The following is a 16,462-nucleotide window of genomic DNA, read 5'->3' on the forward strand; positions in this document are numbered from 1 at the left end:
TCACGCCCCTATTTCTTTCGGTAAAGTCCGGGTTGGACGTCCCTGTTGTGTTAGTCGAATGATTTCCGCGGCAATGTTGTCGAGTGAGGCCACGTGATTTGCCAGACCCGCATGCGAGACCGCAGCCGGCATGCCCCACACGACCGAACTGGCTTCGTCTTGAATCAAGATCGTTCCGCCGGCATCGCGAATGGCCTCGCAGCCTCGCAGACCGTCTTGTCCCATGCCGGTCATGATGACGCCCAGGGTCCCACGACCGTACAGTTCAACCACCGAGCGAAAGAGCACATCGACGGCGGGTCGACAGGAGTTCTCGGGTGGGCCTTGGTGAATGTTCAAACGGACAGTTGCTTGCTGGCGTTCGAGAATCAGGTGATAGTCGCCGGGGGCGATCCAGACGCCCCCTGGATGCAGCACGTCGCCCGCTTTGGCTTCATGCACTCTCAGTTTGCAAACTTGATTCAGCCGGTCGGCCAGATGCTTGGTGAAAATCGGCGGCATGTGCTGCACGAGCACGATGGGGACCGGAAACGACTCGGGCAGACTCGAAAGGACCTTCAGCAGCGCATTGGGGCCACCAGTCGAAACTCCAATCGTGACGATATCGATGCGACTGGGGACTGCCGGCCGCAATCGATTGCTACCGACAGCCATCGACGAGCCAACCGGTTTGGCAGCAGTTGGCGCAGGCTTGCTCCAAGCACACAGCCCTTTGATCTTCGGGATTAGCTCGTTGCGCACATTCTGCAGCGCGGCCGTAATGCTGCCCACGTTCGCGGGCTTGGTGACATAGTCGTTTGCTCCCTTCGAAAGCGCATCGAGGGTACTTTCGGCCCCTCGTTGCGTGAGGGTGCTGAACATGACGACCGGCAGCTTGGGATAGGTCTTGCGCAGTTCGACCAGCGTGGCAATGCCGTCCATTTCCGGCATTTCCATATCGAGCGTGAGCAAGTCGGGATTGATCTGCGCGATCTTGGCCAAGGCGATGCGACCGTTGGGCGCGGTACCGATGACCTCCAACTCCGGATCACTGCTAAGCGTATCGGAAAGCAAGCGGCGGATGACGGTCGAGTCATCCACAATGAGAACACGAATCCTTCGCATGACTAGGCGCACCCCACTCCAATCAGTTGCAGCTTGTCTTGAATCGCGGCGCGATCGAAGGGTTTCATGACGTACTCGTTCACCCCTTCGGTCAAAGCCTGCACCACGCGTTCCATCTCGGTTTCGGTGGTGACCATAATGACGGGGACGAGATCGTAGTCAGGGTTGGCTCGGATCGAGCGGACGAAGTCGAGTCCGTTCATGACCGGCATATTCCAGTCGACAATGGCGACATCGGGGGCACCGTGCAGATCGAGTTGATCCAAGCCTTGTTGACCATTCTCGGCTTCAAACACTTCGAAGTTCAGTTCCCGCATGATGTTGCCCATGATGCGGCGGATGGCTTTGGAATCGTCGATGACTATGGCGCGCACGGTACTTGTCCTTCAGAAAACGATATCGCAGTACGGTAGAAAGTAAGTAAGACACCGATAGAGACCTGCTCCCTTGCCCCAGGCTGAACAGGTCGTCTCTATCGGCGTTGGTCCATTCGGCACCCGCAGGTAGGTACCAGCGGTTTAGTACTTGAACTGCGAAACCAGGTGCTGCAGTTCGGCAGCCATGCGAGAGAGTTCGCTGGCGGCCTGCTGTGTGTTGCTGGCACCTTGGGTGGTGCTTTGGGCGGCAGAAGCCACAGCCGTGATGTTCTGGGCGATCTCGCCGCTTCCCTTCGAAGCTTCGGCGACATTGCGACCCATTTCGTTCGCAGTGGCAGTTTGCTCTTCCACGGCACTGGCGATCGTGTTCGAAATGTCGTTGATCTGGTTGATCACACCGCTGATCTGCTTGATGGCCTCGACAGCACCCTTGGTGTCGCCTTGGATGGCTTCGATCTTACGGCTGATGTCTTCGGTGGCCTTGGCGGTTTCCTTGGCCAGTTCTTTGACTTCGTTGGCGACCACGGCAAAGCCCTTACCGGCTTCACCGGCCCGAGCGGCTTCGATGGTGGCGTTCAAGGCCAGCAGGTTAGTCTGTTCAGCGATGGAAGTAATCACCTTCACCACCTTGCCAATTTCGGCGCTGCTTTCGCCCAGCTTGGCGATGGTCGCGTTGGTGGTGTTGGCAACGGTAACTGCTTGTTGCGAGACCTTCGCCGCTTCGGTGGCATTCTTCGCGATTTCGCGAATCGCCGAGTTCATCTCTTCGACGCCAGTCGAAACCGTCTGCACGTTCTTGCTGACTTGCTCCGAGGCAGCCGACACGACGTTCGCTTGCGAAGAAGTCTCTTCGGCATTCGAGCTCATTTGCGTGCTGACCGACGACAGCTCTTCCGAAGCACCGGCCAGAGCCGAAGCATTCTGAGCGATCGAGGTCACACTGCGGCGCAGGTCGGTGAAGAAGCGAGTCAGCCCTTCGCCCATCTGGCCGATGGAGTCGGTTCCCTTGACGGTGATTTCGCGAGTGAGGTCGCCGCTGGTGGCAGCAGCAACCACTTCCAACATGCTGTTGACCTTGTTCTTCAGGTCTTCGCGGGCCAACACTTGAGCGGTGATATCGGTGGCGTACTTCACCACTTTGAAGGGCTTGCCGTTGAGATCGAAGATCGGGTTGTACGAGGCTTGAATGAAGACCTCGCGTCCACCCTTGGCAACTCGCTTGTACTCGGCGGCCTGGTATTCGCCGCGACCAAGCTTGGCCCAGAACTCTTTGTACTCGGGGCTTTGACGATAACCTTCTTCGACAAACAGGCTGTGGTGGCGGCCTTGAATCTCGTTGAGCGAATAGCCGAGAGTCTTCAGAAAGTTCTCGTTGGCCGCTACGATCGTGCCATCCATCTTGAATTCGATGACAGCTTGCGACTTGCTAATCGCCTCGATCTGACCTTCGAAGTCTGCATTCTTCAGCTTTTGGGCGGTGACATCGGTCGCGTACTTCACCACTTTGAAGGGCTTGCCGTTGACGTCCATGATCGGGTTGTACGAGGCCTGAATCCAGACTTCCTTACCGTGCTTGCCGATTCGCTTGTACTCGGCAGATTGATACTCGCCACGGCCGAGCTTGTTCCAGAAGTCTTTGTACTCGTAGCTTTGGCGTTGGCTTTCTTCCACAAACATGCTGTGGTGGCGACCTTGGATTTCTTCCAGCGAGTAGCCAACGGTCGTCAGAAAGTTGCTGTTCGCAGTGATGATCGTGCCGTCGAGTTGAAACTCGATCACGGCTTGCGAACGGCTGATGGCCGCCACTTGTCCGGCAAAGTCGGCGTTCAACTGTTCGGCTGCCGACTTGGTGGCGCGAGGCTTGGCTTTCGCGGTAGAGTTCGAAGGGCTAGTGCGGGTTAACGTGGCCATGACAATGTTCCTTGAAGTAAGCAGGCGGGTGAATGATGCGGTGGGCAGTTGGTGGCGGGGTGAGGCTTAGAGTCTCACGTCCAGGGGCAGATCCAAGACACGGGAAGTCTCGAGCAAGAGGAGCAGCCGATCCTTCATTTTGTAGGCGCCGCTGATCATGTTGCGGGCTTCGCCCCGCAAGGTTTCTGGCGGCCGTTCGAAGCTCTCGGCATCCACCTCTTGAACGTCGCCGATTTGATCGACAAGAAGGCTGACAGCTCCCTCGTCGCTGCGGACAACAACATTCATGGGCAAGCGATCGGAGGCTCGTTCCTCCAGGCCTAGTCTTCGTCGCAGGTCGATCGCGGTGACGATCTGACCTCGCAGGTTAATCAGTCCGCTCACCGACTTGGGCGCAAGCGGAACTCGGGTCATTTCCTGATAGCGAATCACTTCTTGGACCGTTTGCACGTCCACACCGAAGAAGTGGTTATCGAGGAAGAAGGTGCATAGTTGGCGTGAGGCATTCATTGGGCAGCTCCGCTCGCAAGGGTGGCACTGTTAGGCAGAACGCCGTCCTGCAAAAAGTGCGGATCGACCTGGCGAATGATGGCCGGCAGGTCGAGCAAATCGGTAACGTGATCTTGAATGACGGCCGTGCCGAGCAGGCCGGTGCGGCGGGAACGGCGAGTGTTTTCCAGCGTGGTTTCGACGATGTCGACAATGCGATCGACAACCAGGCCCACGCTGCGTCCGTTCTCCTTGTAGACAATCACTTGCAGCGGCAGATCGTCGGCCTGAGCAATCGAATCCACGCCGAGCACCGTGCCGAGGCGAATCAGCGGCAAGATCTCGCCGCGATACTGCACCACCTCTTGATGGTCGGCATGTTCGATCAAGTGCGGTTCGATCTTCTCGAGCCGGGCGACCAGCGAAATCGGCAAGGCAAAACGCTGAGCGGGGCCAATGCCAAGTACCAGCAGCGTTTGACACGCCTGCGTGTGATCTTGACCACGCGAGTGGCTGTCGGAACGGCTGCGATCGTGCGACTCCGAAATGACGTGGGCCGAGTGAGCGAGCCCGAGCACATCCAAAATCAAGGCGACTTTGCCGTCGCCCATAATCGTGGTGCCAGAGTAAACGGAAACGGCCTTGAGTTGCTTGCTGAGTGGTTTGACGACGATTTCTTCCGTGTCATTGATGCGATCGACGACCAGCCCGAACTGACGATCGTCGGCGCGAAGCACCACGATGTTCGTCACTTCGAGATCGGCCGATTGCTCGGCGGTGACATCTCCGATCTGCAGCTCGCGTCGCAAGTAGACGAGCGGCAGCAAGCGGCCTCGCAGGCGATAGACGGGCGCACCTTGGATCCACTCGATTTCGCTGCGTGTTTGATCGCCTTCCAGCCGAACGAGTTCCAGCAAGTTCACTTGCGGAATCGCATAACGATCGTCGTCGGCCGTGACGATCAAAGCCGGAATGATTGCGAGCGTCAGCGGAATCTTGATCTTGATGGTGGTGCCGCGTCCCGCTTGCGTTTGCAGATCGACGGTGCCACCAATTTTTTCGATGTTGGTTTTCACCACATCCATGCCGACGCCGCGTCCGGAGACGTTCGAAATCTTCTCGGCCGTCGAGAAGCCAGGGAGGAAGATCAGCTGGGCAATATCTCGGTCCGCCATGCGGGCCGCATGTTCGGCCGTGACGAGGCCACGTTCGATGGCCTTCTGCTTGATTCGATCTAGGTTAAGGCCGGCGCCGTCGTCGATAATCTCGATGTTGACCTGGCCGCCTTCATGAAAGGCCCGTAGCAGCAGGCAACCTTCGGCGGGCTTGTGGTTAGCAACGCGCACTTCGGCTCGTTCGATGCCGTGATCGACCGTGTTGCGCACCAAGTGGGTGAGCGGGTCTTTAATCGCTTCGATAATCGTCTTATCGAGTTCGGTCTCTTTCCCTTCCATCTCGATGCGAACCTGCTTGCCACAGATTCCCGCGAGATCGCGGACGAGACGCGGAAACTTGGCCCAAACATTGCCGATCGGTTGCATGCGGGTCTTCATGACCCCTTCTTGCAACTCGGTGGTGATCAAGTTCAGCCGTTGCGAAGTGCTGTGCAACCCACTGTCTTCGATGTTGCCCGTGTACTGCAGAATCTGGTTGCGAGCGAGCACCAGTTCGCCGACGCGCGTCATCAGCTTATCGAGCAGGGCGACATCCACCCGAATGGTGCTGTCCGAAAGGTTCGACGACCGGGCATCATTGCCACTGGCCTTTGTTGCGGTGCGGTCATTCTCCAACGGCTTCGTAGCGACAGGCTCGGAGACGGGATCTGGCGACGGAGTGTCCAGTTCGACCTTGCGGCTTGGAGCAGCTGGCGCCTGAACAGTCGTCGAGGCAGGTTTGTTGATCGGAGCGGCCGCTGCGGGAACTTCGCCTTCTTGCAGCCGGCTGAGCAGCGAGATCACATCGGAGAACTCTTCTTCTCCTTCGTTCCCTACGCCTTCGATACTATCGAGCATGCGCCTTACCGCATCGACCAGTGATAGCAGACCCGTGGTAATATCGGGGCGCAGGCTCATTTCGCCATCGCGCAACTTGCTGAGCAGGTTTTCGCCTACGTGCGAGACTTTCTCGAGCTTGCCGAAGCCCAGAAATCCGCAGGTTCCTTTGATGGTATGAATCGTGCGAAAGATGCTGCCTAGCAGTTCGCAGGAGTCGGGGTTCTGTTCGAGAGCCACCAGGTCGCGATCGAGTTGATCTAGACTTTCGTGGCTCTCCACGAGGAAGTCGTTGATGATTCCCTGTGACTCTTCCATTGCTGAATCCTCGATCTTGAACGATGCATCGCTGGCCCGCACATCTTGCCTAAGAGTAGATGCCTCACAATTCGACAAAGCCAAGCAGCGTATTCCCGTGAGCCACTAGGTAGTTTCCTTGTGTCAGTGCCGCAGAAATCGGGGGGAGAATACCGATCACGAGAAGGACCGACATTCACAATCAAGGTTGTGATGGTCGACCAATCCCTAGAACGTGCAAAGTGTTCACACAGAGCGAAAAGTTCGCTAGCAGTACGCTGACAGCAGGAATTTTCGCACTTGCCGACCTCCTATGATTTGCATGACGTTAGGTCGAAGGAACGACACGCTTAGAAAGGTAGAAGGTCAGTCTGGATGCGCAAGGATGGCAACGTTGAGCTCGACCACCTCGCGCAATCGATCGCAGACCGAGCACTTCTCGCTGTCCAAGGTGGCGTGTGGGAATGGTCGATCGCTGACTCCAGCGAAATCTGGCACCCATCGTTGCAGGCTCTGCTTGGTTCCGCTTGCGAGCACTCCGCTCCCAGTCTTCGCAAGCTTTTGTGTCCGACCGACCAAGAGCGGCTGAACCAGGCTCTGAAGTGCACGGCCCGCGAGCGATCTCCTTTTGAGCTGTCGGTCACCATCAAGGGCGGCGAAGAAGCGAAAAGCCTGCGCATGCGCGGCGGAGTTGATCCGGCTGATTCGCAGCGCATCTTGGCGATCTGCGAGCTTCGTCCAATCCTCGTCCGCTCGCAGGAATGCAGCGCCAACACTTGCACCACCAGAGGAGAGTCGCTGCAGCCCGCCAGCGCTCGCGAGGCTATGTATCGCTCGCTGATCGAGCGCGCTTCGGACATGGTGTTTCGGATGTCGGTTCCCGAGGGTCGCTACGAATACGTCAGCCCATCGGCCGCGAAAGTGATTGGCTACTCGGCTGACGAACTGTTGGCCGAGCCATTCATCATCGGCAGAGTCATTCACACCGATTTTCAAGCGTTCCTCAAACGCACCTGGGATGATATCTGCCACGGGAGAATCGAGCCGCACTTCGAGTACTGCATTATTGACCCGGACGGCAAGACACGATGGATCACGCAGTCGAACGTCGGGATCTTTGACGAACGGGGGCAGATCATCGCCCTCGAAGGCATCTGTCGCGACGACACCGAACATCGCCAAAGCGAGCTTGCCATATACGCCAGTGAATGTAAGTACCGAGCCTTGATCGAATCGGCGCCGGAAGCCATCCTCGTGCTCGATCAGGCCACGGGACACTACGTCGATTGCAATGCCGAAGCCAGCCGGCTGTTCGGCTTCTCGCGATCGCAATTGCTCGAACGGGGACCGCTGGAACTGAGTCCCGATCTGCAACCCGATGGTCAGCCATCGGCCGTGGTCGCGGCTAGAAAGTTGGCACAAGCGGCAGCCGGCTTGAAGCCTGTCTTCGAATGGATGCATCGCAGTGCCGACAACAGGCTGATTCCTTGCGAAGTTCGCATCATGCGCCTGCCCGACCCCGATCCAAATCGAATCCTGTTTCGTGGCAGCATTGTCGATATCTCCCCTCGTAAGAAAGTCGAACGACAGTTGAAGGAGAGCGAGTCGCTGCTGCGCCGTGTCGTCGAAGGTACACAAGACGCCGTATATGTGAAGGATCAACAGGGGCGCTACCTGATGATGAATTCGGCCGGCGCCCGCATGATCGGCAAGAGCGTCGAGGAAGTAGTTGGCAAAGCCGACGCCGACGTTTTTAGTCCCGAGATTGCCAAAGACATTGCACAGCTCGATGCGCAGTTGATGCAGAATCGCGAGCACTACACGTTCGAGAAGACACGCACGATCCACGGTGTCAAACGAGTGCTGATCACCTCGAAGTCTCCCTTGATTGGCGAGACCGGCGAACTGCTGGGACTGATCGGCGTGACGCGCGATATCACCGACGTGCGCGCGGCCGACGATGCCCTGCGCGAGAGTCGCGCGCTGCTGACCAGCTTTTTTGAGATGTCGTCGGCCGCGATGGCCATCTATGATGCCGACGGCCGCTTTGTGCGAGTCAATCGCACCATGGCGGAACTGTTTGGTCAGTGCCCCGAATGGTTCCATGGCAAGCGGCCCAGCGAGTGCCTGCCTGCAGAACTTGCCGGCGATCTGGAGGCCAGCGCCTGTCGCGTGATGGATGGCCGGCAACCCGAAATCAACCGCGAGATCTCCGGCGCGCTGCCGCACATGCCAGCCATTCACAGCGGGATCTACTCGCACTTTCCCATCATTGGCGAAAACGACGCCATGCTGGGCGTGGGCGCGGTGGTGATCGATACGACTCGCCAGAAGCAGGCCGAGTTGGCATTGCGCGAAAGCGAAGAGCGGTTTCGACTCTTGTTCGAAGCCGCGCCGACTTCGATCGTGCTCACCGATGACCTTGGTCGCTATACCGATGTGAACCCCGCGCACGAACTGATCTCGGGATTCACTGCGGCCGAGATGATCGGCAAAACTCCGAACGAACTGGGCGTGCTTACTCCCGATAACGATACCTTGGCACCTGCCCGCGAAGTACTGGCCGCGACGGGGCGCTTGGACAACATCGAGTTCACCGGGCCCACGAAAACGGGTGAGCAAGTGAGCATTCTGCTCTCGACGCGCACGATCCAGATCGGCGGCCTGCGCAAGTATTTGACCGTCAGCCTCGACATCACCAATCGCAAGCTCATCGAGTCGGCAATTCGCGACAACGAGCAGATGCTGCGCACCTTCATCGAGAATGCCCCCGTCAGCGTCGCGATGCTCGATCGCAACTTGTGCTATCTCGCGCACAGCCGGCGTTGGTTGCGCGATATGCACGTCGACGCGCAAACGATCGTCATCGGGCGTCCCCATGGCGAAATCTTTCCAGAGAACGCCGCCCGCTGGCAAGCCATTCACAAGCGGAGCCTGGGCGGTGCCTCCGAGCACTGCGATGTCGACGAACTGCAGCGGTCCGACGGCACTTCCGATCTTATGCGCTGGGAGCTTCAACCCTGGCTGCAACCCGACGGCAGCGTGGGTGGGCTGATGTTCTTCTCGGAGCTGATTACCGATCGCGTCCGTGCGGAACGCGCCCAGCGCGAGAGCGAAGAACGGCTTGCCGAAGCGCAGCGCATCGCCCACGTCGGCGACTGGAGCTGGGATATCAGAACCGATGCAATTCAGTGGAGCGACGAGGTCTACCGCATCTTCGGCCACGAGCCGAAGTCGTTCGCTCCCTTCTTCCATCAAGACTTTATCAAGGCCGTTCATCCCGATGACCGCGATCTGGTTGCCGAGGCGATCAAGCAGGGTTGGCACCGCGAGGAGAGATTCGCCATCGAACATCGAATCCAACGTCGCGACGGCCAAGAGCGGATTCTGCGCTTGCTTGGTCAGGTCGAAGCCAAGGAACGACGCGCTCCCCACCGAGTATTTGGAACCGTGCAGGACATCACTGATATCAAAACCGCCGAACAAGAGATGACTGCCCTGCGCAACCAGATTGCTCATGCCGGCCGAGTTTCGACGATGGGCGAGATGGCTGCAGGGATTGCCCACGAGTTGAATCAGCCGCTCGCCGCAATCAGCCTGTATGCCGACGGTTGCCAGAACGCTTTGACCGCGGGAAGCCTTTCTATCGAGGAGCAAAGTGCGAAGCTCGAAGAAATTGCGAACCTCGCCAACCGCTGTGGAGAGATCATTCGTCGCCTGCGAATGTTCGCCACGAACCGCGAAATCAAGCGTAGCAGTGTGAACCTGGCCGAAGTCGTCCGCGCTTCGATCGCCCTTTTGAACCATGAGCTGCGTAAGTCGGAGACGCGCTGTCTGGTACAGTTTAGTGCGGAGCCGCTGCCGGTCTTTGCCGACTCGATTCATCTGCAGCAGGTCTTTTTGAATCTCATCAAGAACGCGATGGAAGCCGAAGAGCACCTCGATCACGCCAGTCGCCGCATCGAAGTGACGGGCTCGTTTCGCACTCCCGAGCAGATTGTTGTGACCATCCGCGACTTTGGCTGCGGCATGCAACCCGATCAGCGCGACCGGATTTTTGAACCGTTCTATACCACCAAACCAACGGGACTCGGCATGGGCTTGAAGATCTGTCAGACCATCATTCGTACCCACGGTGGCGAGATCACTTGCCAGTCCGAACCTACCGGCGGAACTTCCTTTCATATCTTACTTCCCTCACTAAGGAGACAAGCATCGTGAGTATCCTGCCCGAACCACGCGTGAATGTCCATGTGATCGACGACGACAACGACGTGCGCAGCTCTGTCGACTGGACCCTGCGCTCGGTCGGCTACAACGTCAGCCTGCATGCCGATTCGCAAGAGTTTCTGCAAACCTTCGACTTCGTAGCGCCCAGCTGCCTGGTTGTCGACTTGCTGCTGCCCGGTATGACTGGCCTCAAGCTGTGCCACGAATTGGTTGACCGGCGCGCGAACTGCACGTTCGTTATGCTCACCGGGCATGGCGATGTTTCGTCGGCCGTCGAGGCGATGCAACTCGGCGCGGTCGACTTTATCGAGAAGCCTTGCACACGGCAAAAGTTGATTCAGTCGGTGCAAAGCGCGGTCGACCTGCTGAAGTCGATCCATCAAGAGTCGCTCGAAGAAGAACAAGCTCGCCGCCGCTTCGAACTCCTGTCGCCGCGCGAGAAGGAAGTGTTCGAGTGGATGGTCGAAGGTCTCGTGACCAAGGAAATTGCGATTCGCCTGGGCATCAGCACCAAGACCGTCGATGTGCATCGCTCCAAGATCTCGCAAAAGCTGCGCATCGACTCGCCCACACAACTCGGTCACTTGGTCGCCGTCCATCTCCGCGGACGTCGCCGGGCGGAGCGCCGCCCCGGCTAGGCCTTGGAGTCGCAGCAATCGAGGCTGGTCGCTGGCCAGCCATCGCCACAGCGCTAGTATCCGCCCGAGTTGACCCTCGCTTTTCAGCAGCGGATACTGTCGCCCACCAATCCGTGGCGAAAGGTCAGCAACCTCCTTATGAAAATCTCCCGCCGGTTTCTCGGCTTGCCTGCGTGGGCTTTGCCCCTTCTGGCGACCGTCGTTATCGTCGTCGCGGCCAACCTGCCTCCACCGCAGCCGGCCAACAACCCGCCCAAGGTCTCGCAGATCTTCGAGCCGCCCCTGCTCTTCACCATCGACCCCGATGGCGAACATCGGGCCGTGCCGCACAAGCAGCGAGCCAGCGTGAGTCCGCTTTGGACGGTCGCGCCGACCACCACGCAGCAGTGGAGTGTCACTCGCTACCATCCTTGGGGACCCTTTCTGCGTGGGCTTGGCTTCTTTGTTGGCAAGTCGACTTGGAACTACAAACTCACGGCGATTCGCTTCGATCCTGGCCCATCGCTCTCGACTGACGTGCCTGCCGTGGACGACACCAAGTTGCGACAACTGGCCGTGAACGAACTGAATCAACACACCGGCGGCAAGCGGACTGGCGATACGTTGGCCCACTTGCTCGACCATCCGCTGGAGCGATCCACCATTTGGTGCGCGCAGAACCTGGTCGTATTGCTCGCCTGGATCGGCCTGCTGCTCGCTGTGGCGGCGGTCATCTGGATGTTCGTTCCCACGCGTCGCGAGCAGGCTACGAATTGAGTTGCCGCGCTCGCTTGTTACAATCGAGTTGCCTGCTCGCCCAACCAACCTCCGCTGCGGAAGTCGCTTGTCATGGTCGTTCGCTCTCTCCTGCTCGCTGCTCTTTGTTGCACCTGGACGAACCTGGCCCGCGCCGAGAATTGGCCGCAATGGCGCGGACCAGCAGGCACGGGCGTCTCGAACGAACGCGACCTGGCGATTGTCTGGCACGAAGATCGCGGCCTCTATTGGAAGACGCCTTTGCCCGAATGGGGCACCAGCACGCCCGCCGTCTGGGGCGAGTCGATCTTCCTCACCACGCACACCGACGAAGACAAGCTCCTCCTCCTCAAGCTCAACAAGCAGGACGGCAAGATCGTCTGGCAGCAAGACGTCGGCACCGGCGAAGCGGTGCGCGAAGCACCCAAACGCCAGACACAAAAGTTTCATCAGCTGCATAACCTTGCCAGTCCTTCTCCCGTCACCGATGGCCACACGGTGGTCGCTCACTTTGGCAATGGCGACCTCGCCGCTTACGACTTCGATGGCAAGCAGCTATGGAAGCGGAACCTGCAGCAAGAGTTCGGCGGCTACACGATCTGGTGGGGGCATGCCAACAGCCCGGTGATCTTCAAAGACTTGGTGATCTCGGTTTGCATGCAAGACTCGCTCGCCGACCTGCAAGAACAGCCGGTACAAAGTTACCTGGTTGCTCATGACTTGCTCACCGGCAAGCAGCGGTGGAAAACGCCGCGTATGACCCGCGCCGATTCCGAACAAAGCGATTCCTACACTACGCCCCTCCTTACTACCTATCAAAAGCAACTTCAGCTGATCGTGATGGGTGGCAATCAGCTCGATGGCTACGACCCAGCCACTGGCAAACAGTTATGGTTTCTCCCCGGCCTCGTCGGCGGCCGAACCGTCACCGGCCCGACCGTCGCGGGCGACTACATCTTCACCACCCGCGGCATGCGCGGACCGATGATCGCCGTCCAGCCTCGCAAGGCCGGCGAAAACGACTTCAAGAGCATCGAGTGGGACTACAAGGAGGGCACCCCCGATACTTGCTCACCTGTCATCTGGAATGAACTCCTGTTTGCCATCAGCGACGACGGCATCGCCCGCTGCATTCACGCCCCCTCAGGCAACCTGCGCTGGAAGGAGCGACTCAAGGGCAAATACAAAGCCTCACCGGTTGCCGTCGACGGCCGCGTCCTCTTTCTCAACACCGAAGGTCTCTGCACAGTCGTCTCGGCCCAGCCTCGCTTCGACAAACTTGTCGAAAACCAACTGGCCGACGAAACGATCGCCTCCCCCGCCATCAGCAACGGCCGCATTTACATTCGCGGCAAAAAGTTCCTCTACTCAATTGGCAAGCGCTGAGGCCGGAGATCGGGAGTCGGGAGGTCGGGAGTCGGAGGTCAGACGTCGGAGGCTTACTCTCTTTGCCTTTCCTCCCTCGCCTCGGTACTCCGGGGAGAGGGCCGGGGTGAGGGGCCTGAACTCCTCACCGCCGACCATTTTGACAACCACTTTTGATAACCTTTTTGCCACTTTTTTCGCGATAACCGTTCTCCATAACTCTCAACCCTGCAATGCATTGCGAAACATTATCAGCAGATTTTGTCGTTTTGCTGATAACCATTTGATAACCAATCGTTATCTTGACCCAGCTTCACTCCTCTCCCAGTCAACCCGAAGCGTCAGCGAGGAGAGTGCTCTTCGCCGCACGGAAGCTTAGTCGCCGCTAATTCATTCATTTGGACGTTCGGACGTTCACCACCAAGTCGCCGGCACGACCCACGACAGAAATCAGTTCTGTACTCCCCACTCGCTTTCCTCTCGCACGCCTCCGGTTAACCGATAACCACTTTTGATAACCTTTTCGCCACGTTTTTCGCGATAACCGCTCGTCGTAAACACCACTCCTGCAATTCCTTACGAAACGCATTCATCATATTTTGTCGTTTTGCTGATAACCACTTGATAACCAATTGTTATCTTTGCCCAGCTTAACCCCCGCCCCCCGCCCCTCGTCTCCCGCCTCTCGCCTCCCACCCCTTCCCCTTTCACCCTCTCCCCCAGCCCATTCCCACGGGCGGCAACACCAGCGTGCTCAGCTGCAATGGGGCTGGCGCATGTCGCGAGCTCAGCTGGGCCGCATAAGCAGCGGCGTCGATCTGGTCGGCCGGTTCGAGCGGGTCGCCCGTCCAGGCGAGCCATTCGGCTTCGAGTTGCGGCCGCCAGCTCACATCGTGCTGGGGCAGAAAGATCTCGCCCCGCTCCAACTTGTCGATGAGGAGCGCCGCCCGCGCTACCTTGTCGCGCGATTGGGTGGCGATGCACCGGAGCGGCATCTCTTTTCGCAGCACGTCGACGGCGGCCTGCCCCAGCTTCTCGTTTTCGATCCACAGCTCGTGTGGTTTCCACGCGCGATGCACCTCGCGCAGCAGCCGGCACAAGCCATCGAAGCCCACGCGCTCACGAACTTGATAGCGCAGCAAGAGGACCGGCGCAAATCCGCCCCGAGGTTGATCCCAAACTTGGATCACCGTCCAACTGGCCGCACGACCTTGCCGCTCGCGGGCGCGATCGGCACTCGTACCTGCCGGGTCGATGGTGACGAACCGCCGGCAATCTCGAGCTGAGACCGTGCCGACTATGGTTCCCTGCGGCGAGAGCAGGCTAAGCGATTCGCCCGTTGCCTGAAAGTACCGCAGCCATTCGGCCCGCAGCAGACCTTGTTCCTGAATGGTCCAATCGCCATTCATTAGCCGCTCGCGGGCCAGCGGCGGCAAGTGCAACAAGCTCTGCCGATACTCCTGCTCGCGGAGCGCCGGATTGTCGACGATTCGCGCCGGCACGTACGCGCTCCCGGCATTCCAATAGACGTTGGGTTCTGCTTCTTGCCGGGTCGCGGCCTGCAGCGCAGCGGGACTAATGAATCGCGAGCGAACCCACAGGTGACCGATGTTGCCCGGATTACTGGCCGATCGCATTCGCAGCGGAGCGTCGACTCCCTTGCTCCGCCGCAAACGGCTGAACAGAAACAAGTAGTCGTCTTCGGGAAATTCCGTCAGCTCGTCGAAGGCGATGTACTGAAACTCGCTGCTGCCATAACGATACTTGTCGTGGCGATCGCGCAAGTAACCGAACGTCAGCGTGGCCGGCGCACCGCTAGTGGGAAACGACCAGCGCTTGTGGGCACCCTGCCACTTGGCGGCAGTGCCCGCCAGCCATTCGTGCGAGCGAGGAATAAGCCCACCGGCCAGACTCAACCGCTGGGTATCGCGCCGCAAGATGAGTGCGGCATAACTGGGCACGTGTACGTATTCGAGCGCCGCCATCAGCAGCGCTTCGCTCTTACCGCCACCGGCCGCGCCGCCATATAGCGCCTCCAGACAATTCAATTCCAAAAATGCCCGCTGCTTCGGCCAAGGCTGATGCACGATGTAAGCGCGGGGCGCGGCCTCGTTGGCTGCTGGTGAGTTGGCCGGGACATCACCGCGCGGATTGCCAGACTTACTGCGAACTCGAACTCGCTTCATGTTGCACCTGTTCTTGAAACGGACGGAAGTATTCGAACGTGGCCACACCGCGACCGGCCGAACTGGGAATATCGCGGGCCGCGTAATGTTGCCGGCTGCGATTTCCCAGCGGCTTGTACGAGACGAGGTGCCAGTTGGTCGAACGGCGGCAAGCGCCGATCACTGCCGGATGACTCGCGGTGATACTCACGCGAAAGCCTTTCGAGCGGGCATCGTCAGCCACGCGCTCGGCCAGGCGCAGGCCGATGCCCAGCCCCTGATAGTCGGGCAAGGTGACGATCCGGCTGATTCGCTTGTGTGTTCGTTGACCGAGAATGGCCAAGAGCGCGCAAAAGGCGATCGGCCGGCCATCGAGCCAGGCGGCATAGCAAGTAGCCGCCTTCGAGAGCCCGCCACTCAGATAATGATGTCGAGCAAAGAGGCTCCAAAGTCGTTGCGGGCAGCGGATAACTTGCAACTGCAGTCGCGGTCGCCGAAGACACCCCCGTGAGAGTACCGGCCCGCTTGCATTTCCGCTGGCGGACACCGCGCCCAGATCGAGCATCCAATCGGGCTCCAGCCACGGGGCAATGTCGGCATGACAGCTCACGGCCACGAAGCGGCATTTCAATCGCTGGCTGCGAATCGCCTTGGCAATCGCCGCGCTGGCCACCTTTGCCACGGTGCGATCGACCAGCGAAGTGAATTCGTCGAAGACGACCAGGCTGTTGGCGTGGTCTGCTGCCGCTGTCTGCAGTAACGCTCGCGCTAGTTCGCAGCGGAACTTCTCGCCATTGCTGAGGACGGAAAAAGGCTTGAGCCAGGCAGGTGGACTGCCGAGCCCCACCGCTGTGAGCGTTTGGGTGATCTGTTGGATGGGCGCGTTGCCCAGGCTGTCGATCACCGCGAGATTCGCCGGCCAAGGTTGCGCCTGATAGACCGCATCGCCAAAGGCGGCCCGGGCGAGCGTACTCTTGCCACTTCCCGAAGGACCGATGATACAGCCGATCGACCAAGGCTCGTCCAGGCTGGGCACTTCGGCGGCAAAGGTCTCCGACCAGCTTGCACGCACCGGCAGGTCGAACATGCCGATGACCTGGCGAACGCGAAAACTATCGTGGACGGGCGTGTGGACCGTAACCTGACATACGGGCGACATG

At 59.1% G+C, this 16,462-nt stretch carries 11 protein-coding genes; 4 read left to right on the forward strand and 7 right to left on the reverse strand.

The genetic code is table 11. The features are described 5' to 3' along the window. The 5 genes from NA78x_RS30930 to NA78x_RS30950 all read right to left on the reverse strand — a co-directional run bounded on the left by NA78x_RS30930 (position 1) and on the right by NA78x_RS30950 (position 6,190). Complete coding sequence (locus NA78x_RS30930) at positions 1-1,104, reverse strand: protein-glutamate methylesterase/protein-glutamine glutaminase (protein ID WP_425616245.1); 1,104 nt, start codon at positions 1,102-1,104, stop codon at positions 1-3. 2 nt (positions 1,105-1,106) lie between these two features. Beyond that, positions 1,107-1,478: a response regulator gene (locus NA78x_RS30935; protein ID WP_425616246.1), complete on the reverse strand. Its 372-nt coding sequence runs from the start codon at positions 1,476-1,478 to the stop codon at positions 1,107-1,109. Positions 1,479-1,622: 144 nt separating this feature from the next. Further along, positions 1,623-3,392: a methyl-accepting chemotaxis protein gene (locus NA78x_RS30940; RefSeq protein WP_425616247.1), complete on the reverse strand. Its 1,770-nt coding sequence runs from the start codon at positions 3,390-3,392 to the stop codon at positions 1,623-1,625. 66 nt (positions 3,393-3,458) lie between these two features. Further along, a complete protein-coding gene (locus tag NA78x_RS30945) occupies positions 3,459-3,902 on the reverse strand; it encodes a chemotaxis protein CheW (RefSeq protein ID WP_425616248.1) in 444 nt (147 codons plus the stop codon). Next, a complete protein-coding gene (locus NA78x_RS30950; protein WP_425616249.1) occupies positions 3,899-6,190 on the reverse strand; it encodes a chemotaxis protein CheW in 2,292 nt (763 codons plus the stop codon). Before NA78x_RS30950 ends, NA78x_RS30945 begins: the two co-directional genes overlap by 4 nt. 354 nt (positions 6,191-6,544) lie before the next feature. Here NA78x_RS30950 and NA78x_RS30955 point away from each other — a divergent pair, with 354 nt between their 5' ends. The 4 genes from NA78x_RS30955 (at position 6,545) to NA78x_RS30970 (ending at position 13,158) form a co-directional block, all read left to right on the forward strand. Next, positions 6,545-10,390 carry a PAS domain-containing sensor histidine kinase gene (locus NA78x_RS30955; RefSeq protein WP_425616250.1) on the forward strand — a complete coding sequence of 1,282 codons (3,846 nt, stop codon included), beginning with the start codon at positions 6,545-6,547 and terminating at the stop codon, positions 10,388-10,390. Beyond that, positions 10,387-11,037, forward strand: coding sequence for a response regulator transcription factor (locus NA78x_RS30960; protein ID WP_425616251.1), 651 nt, complete (start codon positions 10,387-10,389; stop codon positions 11,035-11,037). Before NA78x_RS30955 ends, NA78x_RS30960 begins: the two co-directional genes overlap by 4 nt. A gap of 138 nt (positions 11,038-11,175) precedes the next feature. Then, positions 11,176-11,793, forward strand: a complete 618-nt coding sequence (locus NA78x_RS30965; protein WP_425616252.1) for a hypothetical protein — start codon at positions 11,176-11,178, stop codon at positions 11,791-11,793. Positions 11,794-11,865: 72 nt separating this feature from the next. Next, positions 11,866-13,158, forward strand: coding sequence for a PQQ-binding-like beta-propeller repeat protein (locus NA78x_RS30970; RefSeq protein WP_425616253.1), 1,293 nt, complete (start codon positions 11,866-11,868; stop codon positions 13,156-13,158). Positions 13,159-13,844: 686 nt separating this feature from the next. On the opposite strand, the gene NA78x_RS30975 is transcribed toward NA78x_RS30970, so the two are convergent. Both NA78x_RS30975 and NA78x_RS30980 read right to left on the reverse strand, forming a co-directional pair. Beyond that, entirely contained in the window at positions 13,845-15,323 is a 1,479-nt protein-coding gene (locus NA78x_RS30975; RefSeq protein ID WP_425616254.1) for a terminase large subunit domain-containing protein, read from the reverse strand. After that, entirely contained in the window at positions 15,298-16,461 is a 1,164-nt protein-coding gene (locus tag NA78x_RS30980; RefSeq protein ID WP_425616255.1) for a GNAT family N-acetyltransferase, read from the reverse strand. Before NA78x_RS30980 ends, NA78x_RS30975 begins: the two co-directional genes overlap by 26 nt. Position 16,462: the final 1 nt, after the last annotated feature.

This window comes from Anatilimnocola aquadivae, from assembly GCF_049819085.1.
In the GTDB taxonomy this organism is placed as follows: domain Bacteria; phylum Planctomycetota; class Planctomycetia; order Pirellulales; family Pirellulaceae; genus Anatilimnocola.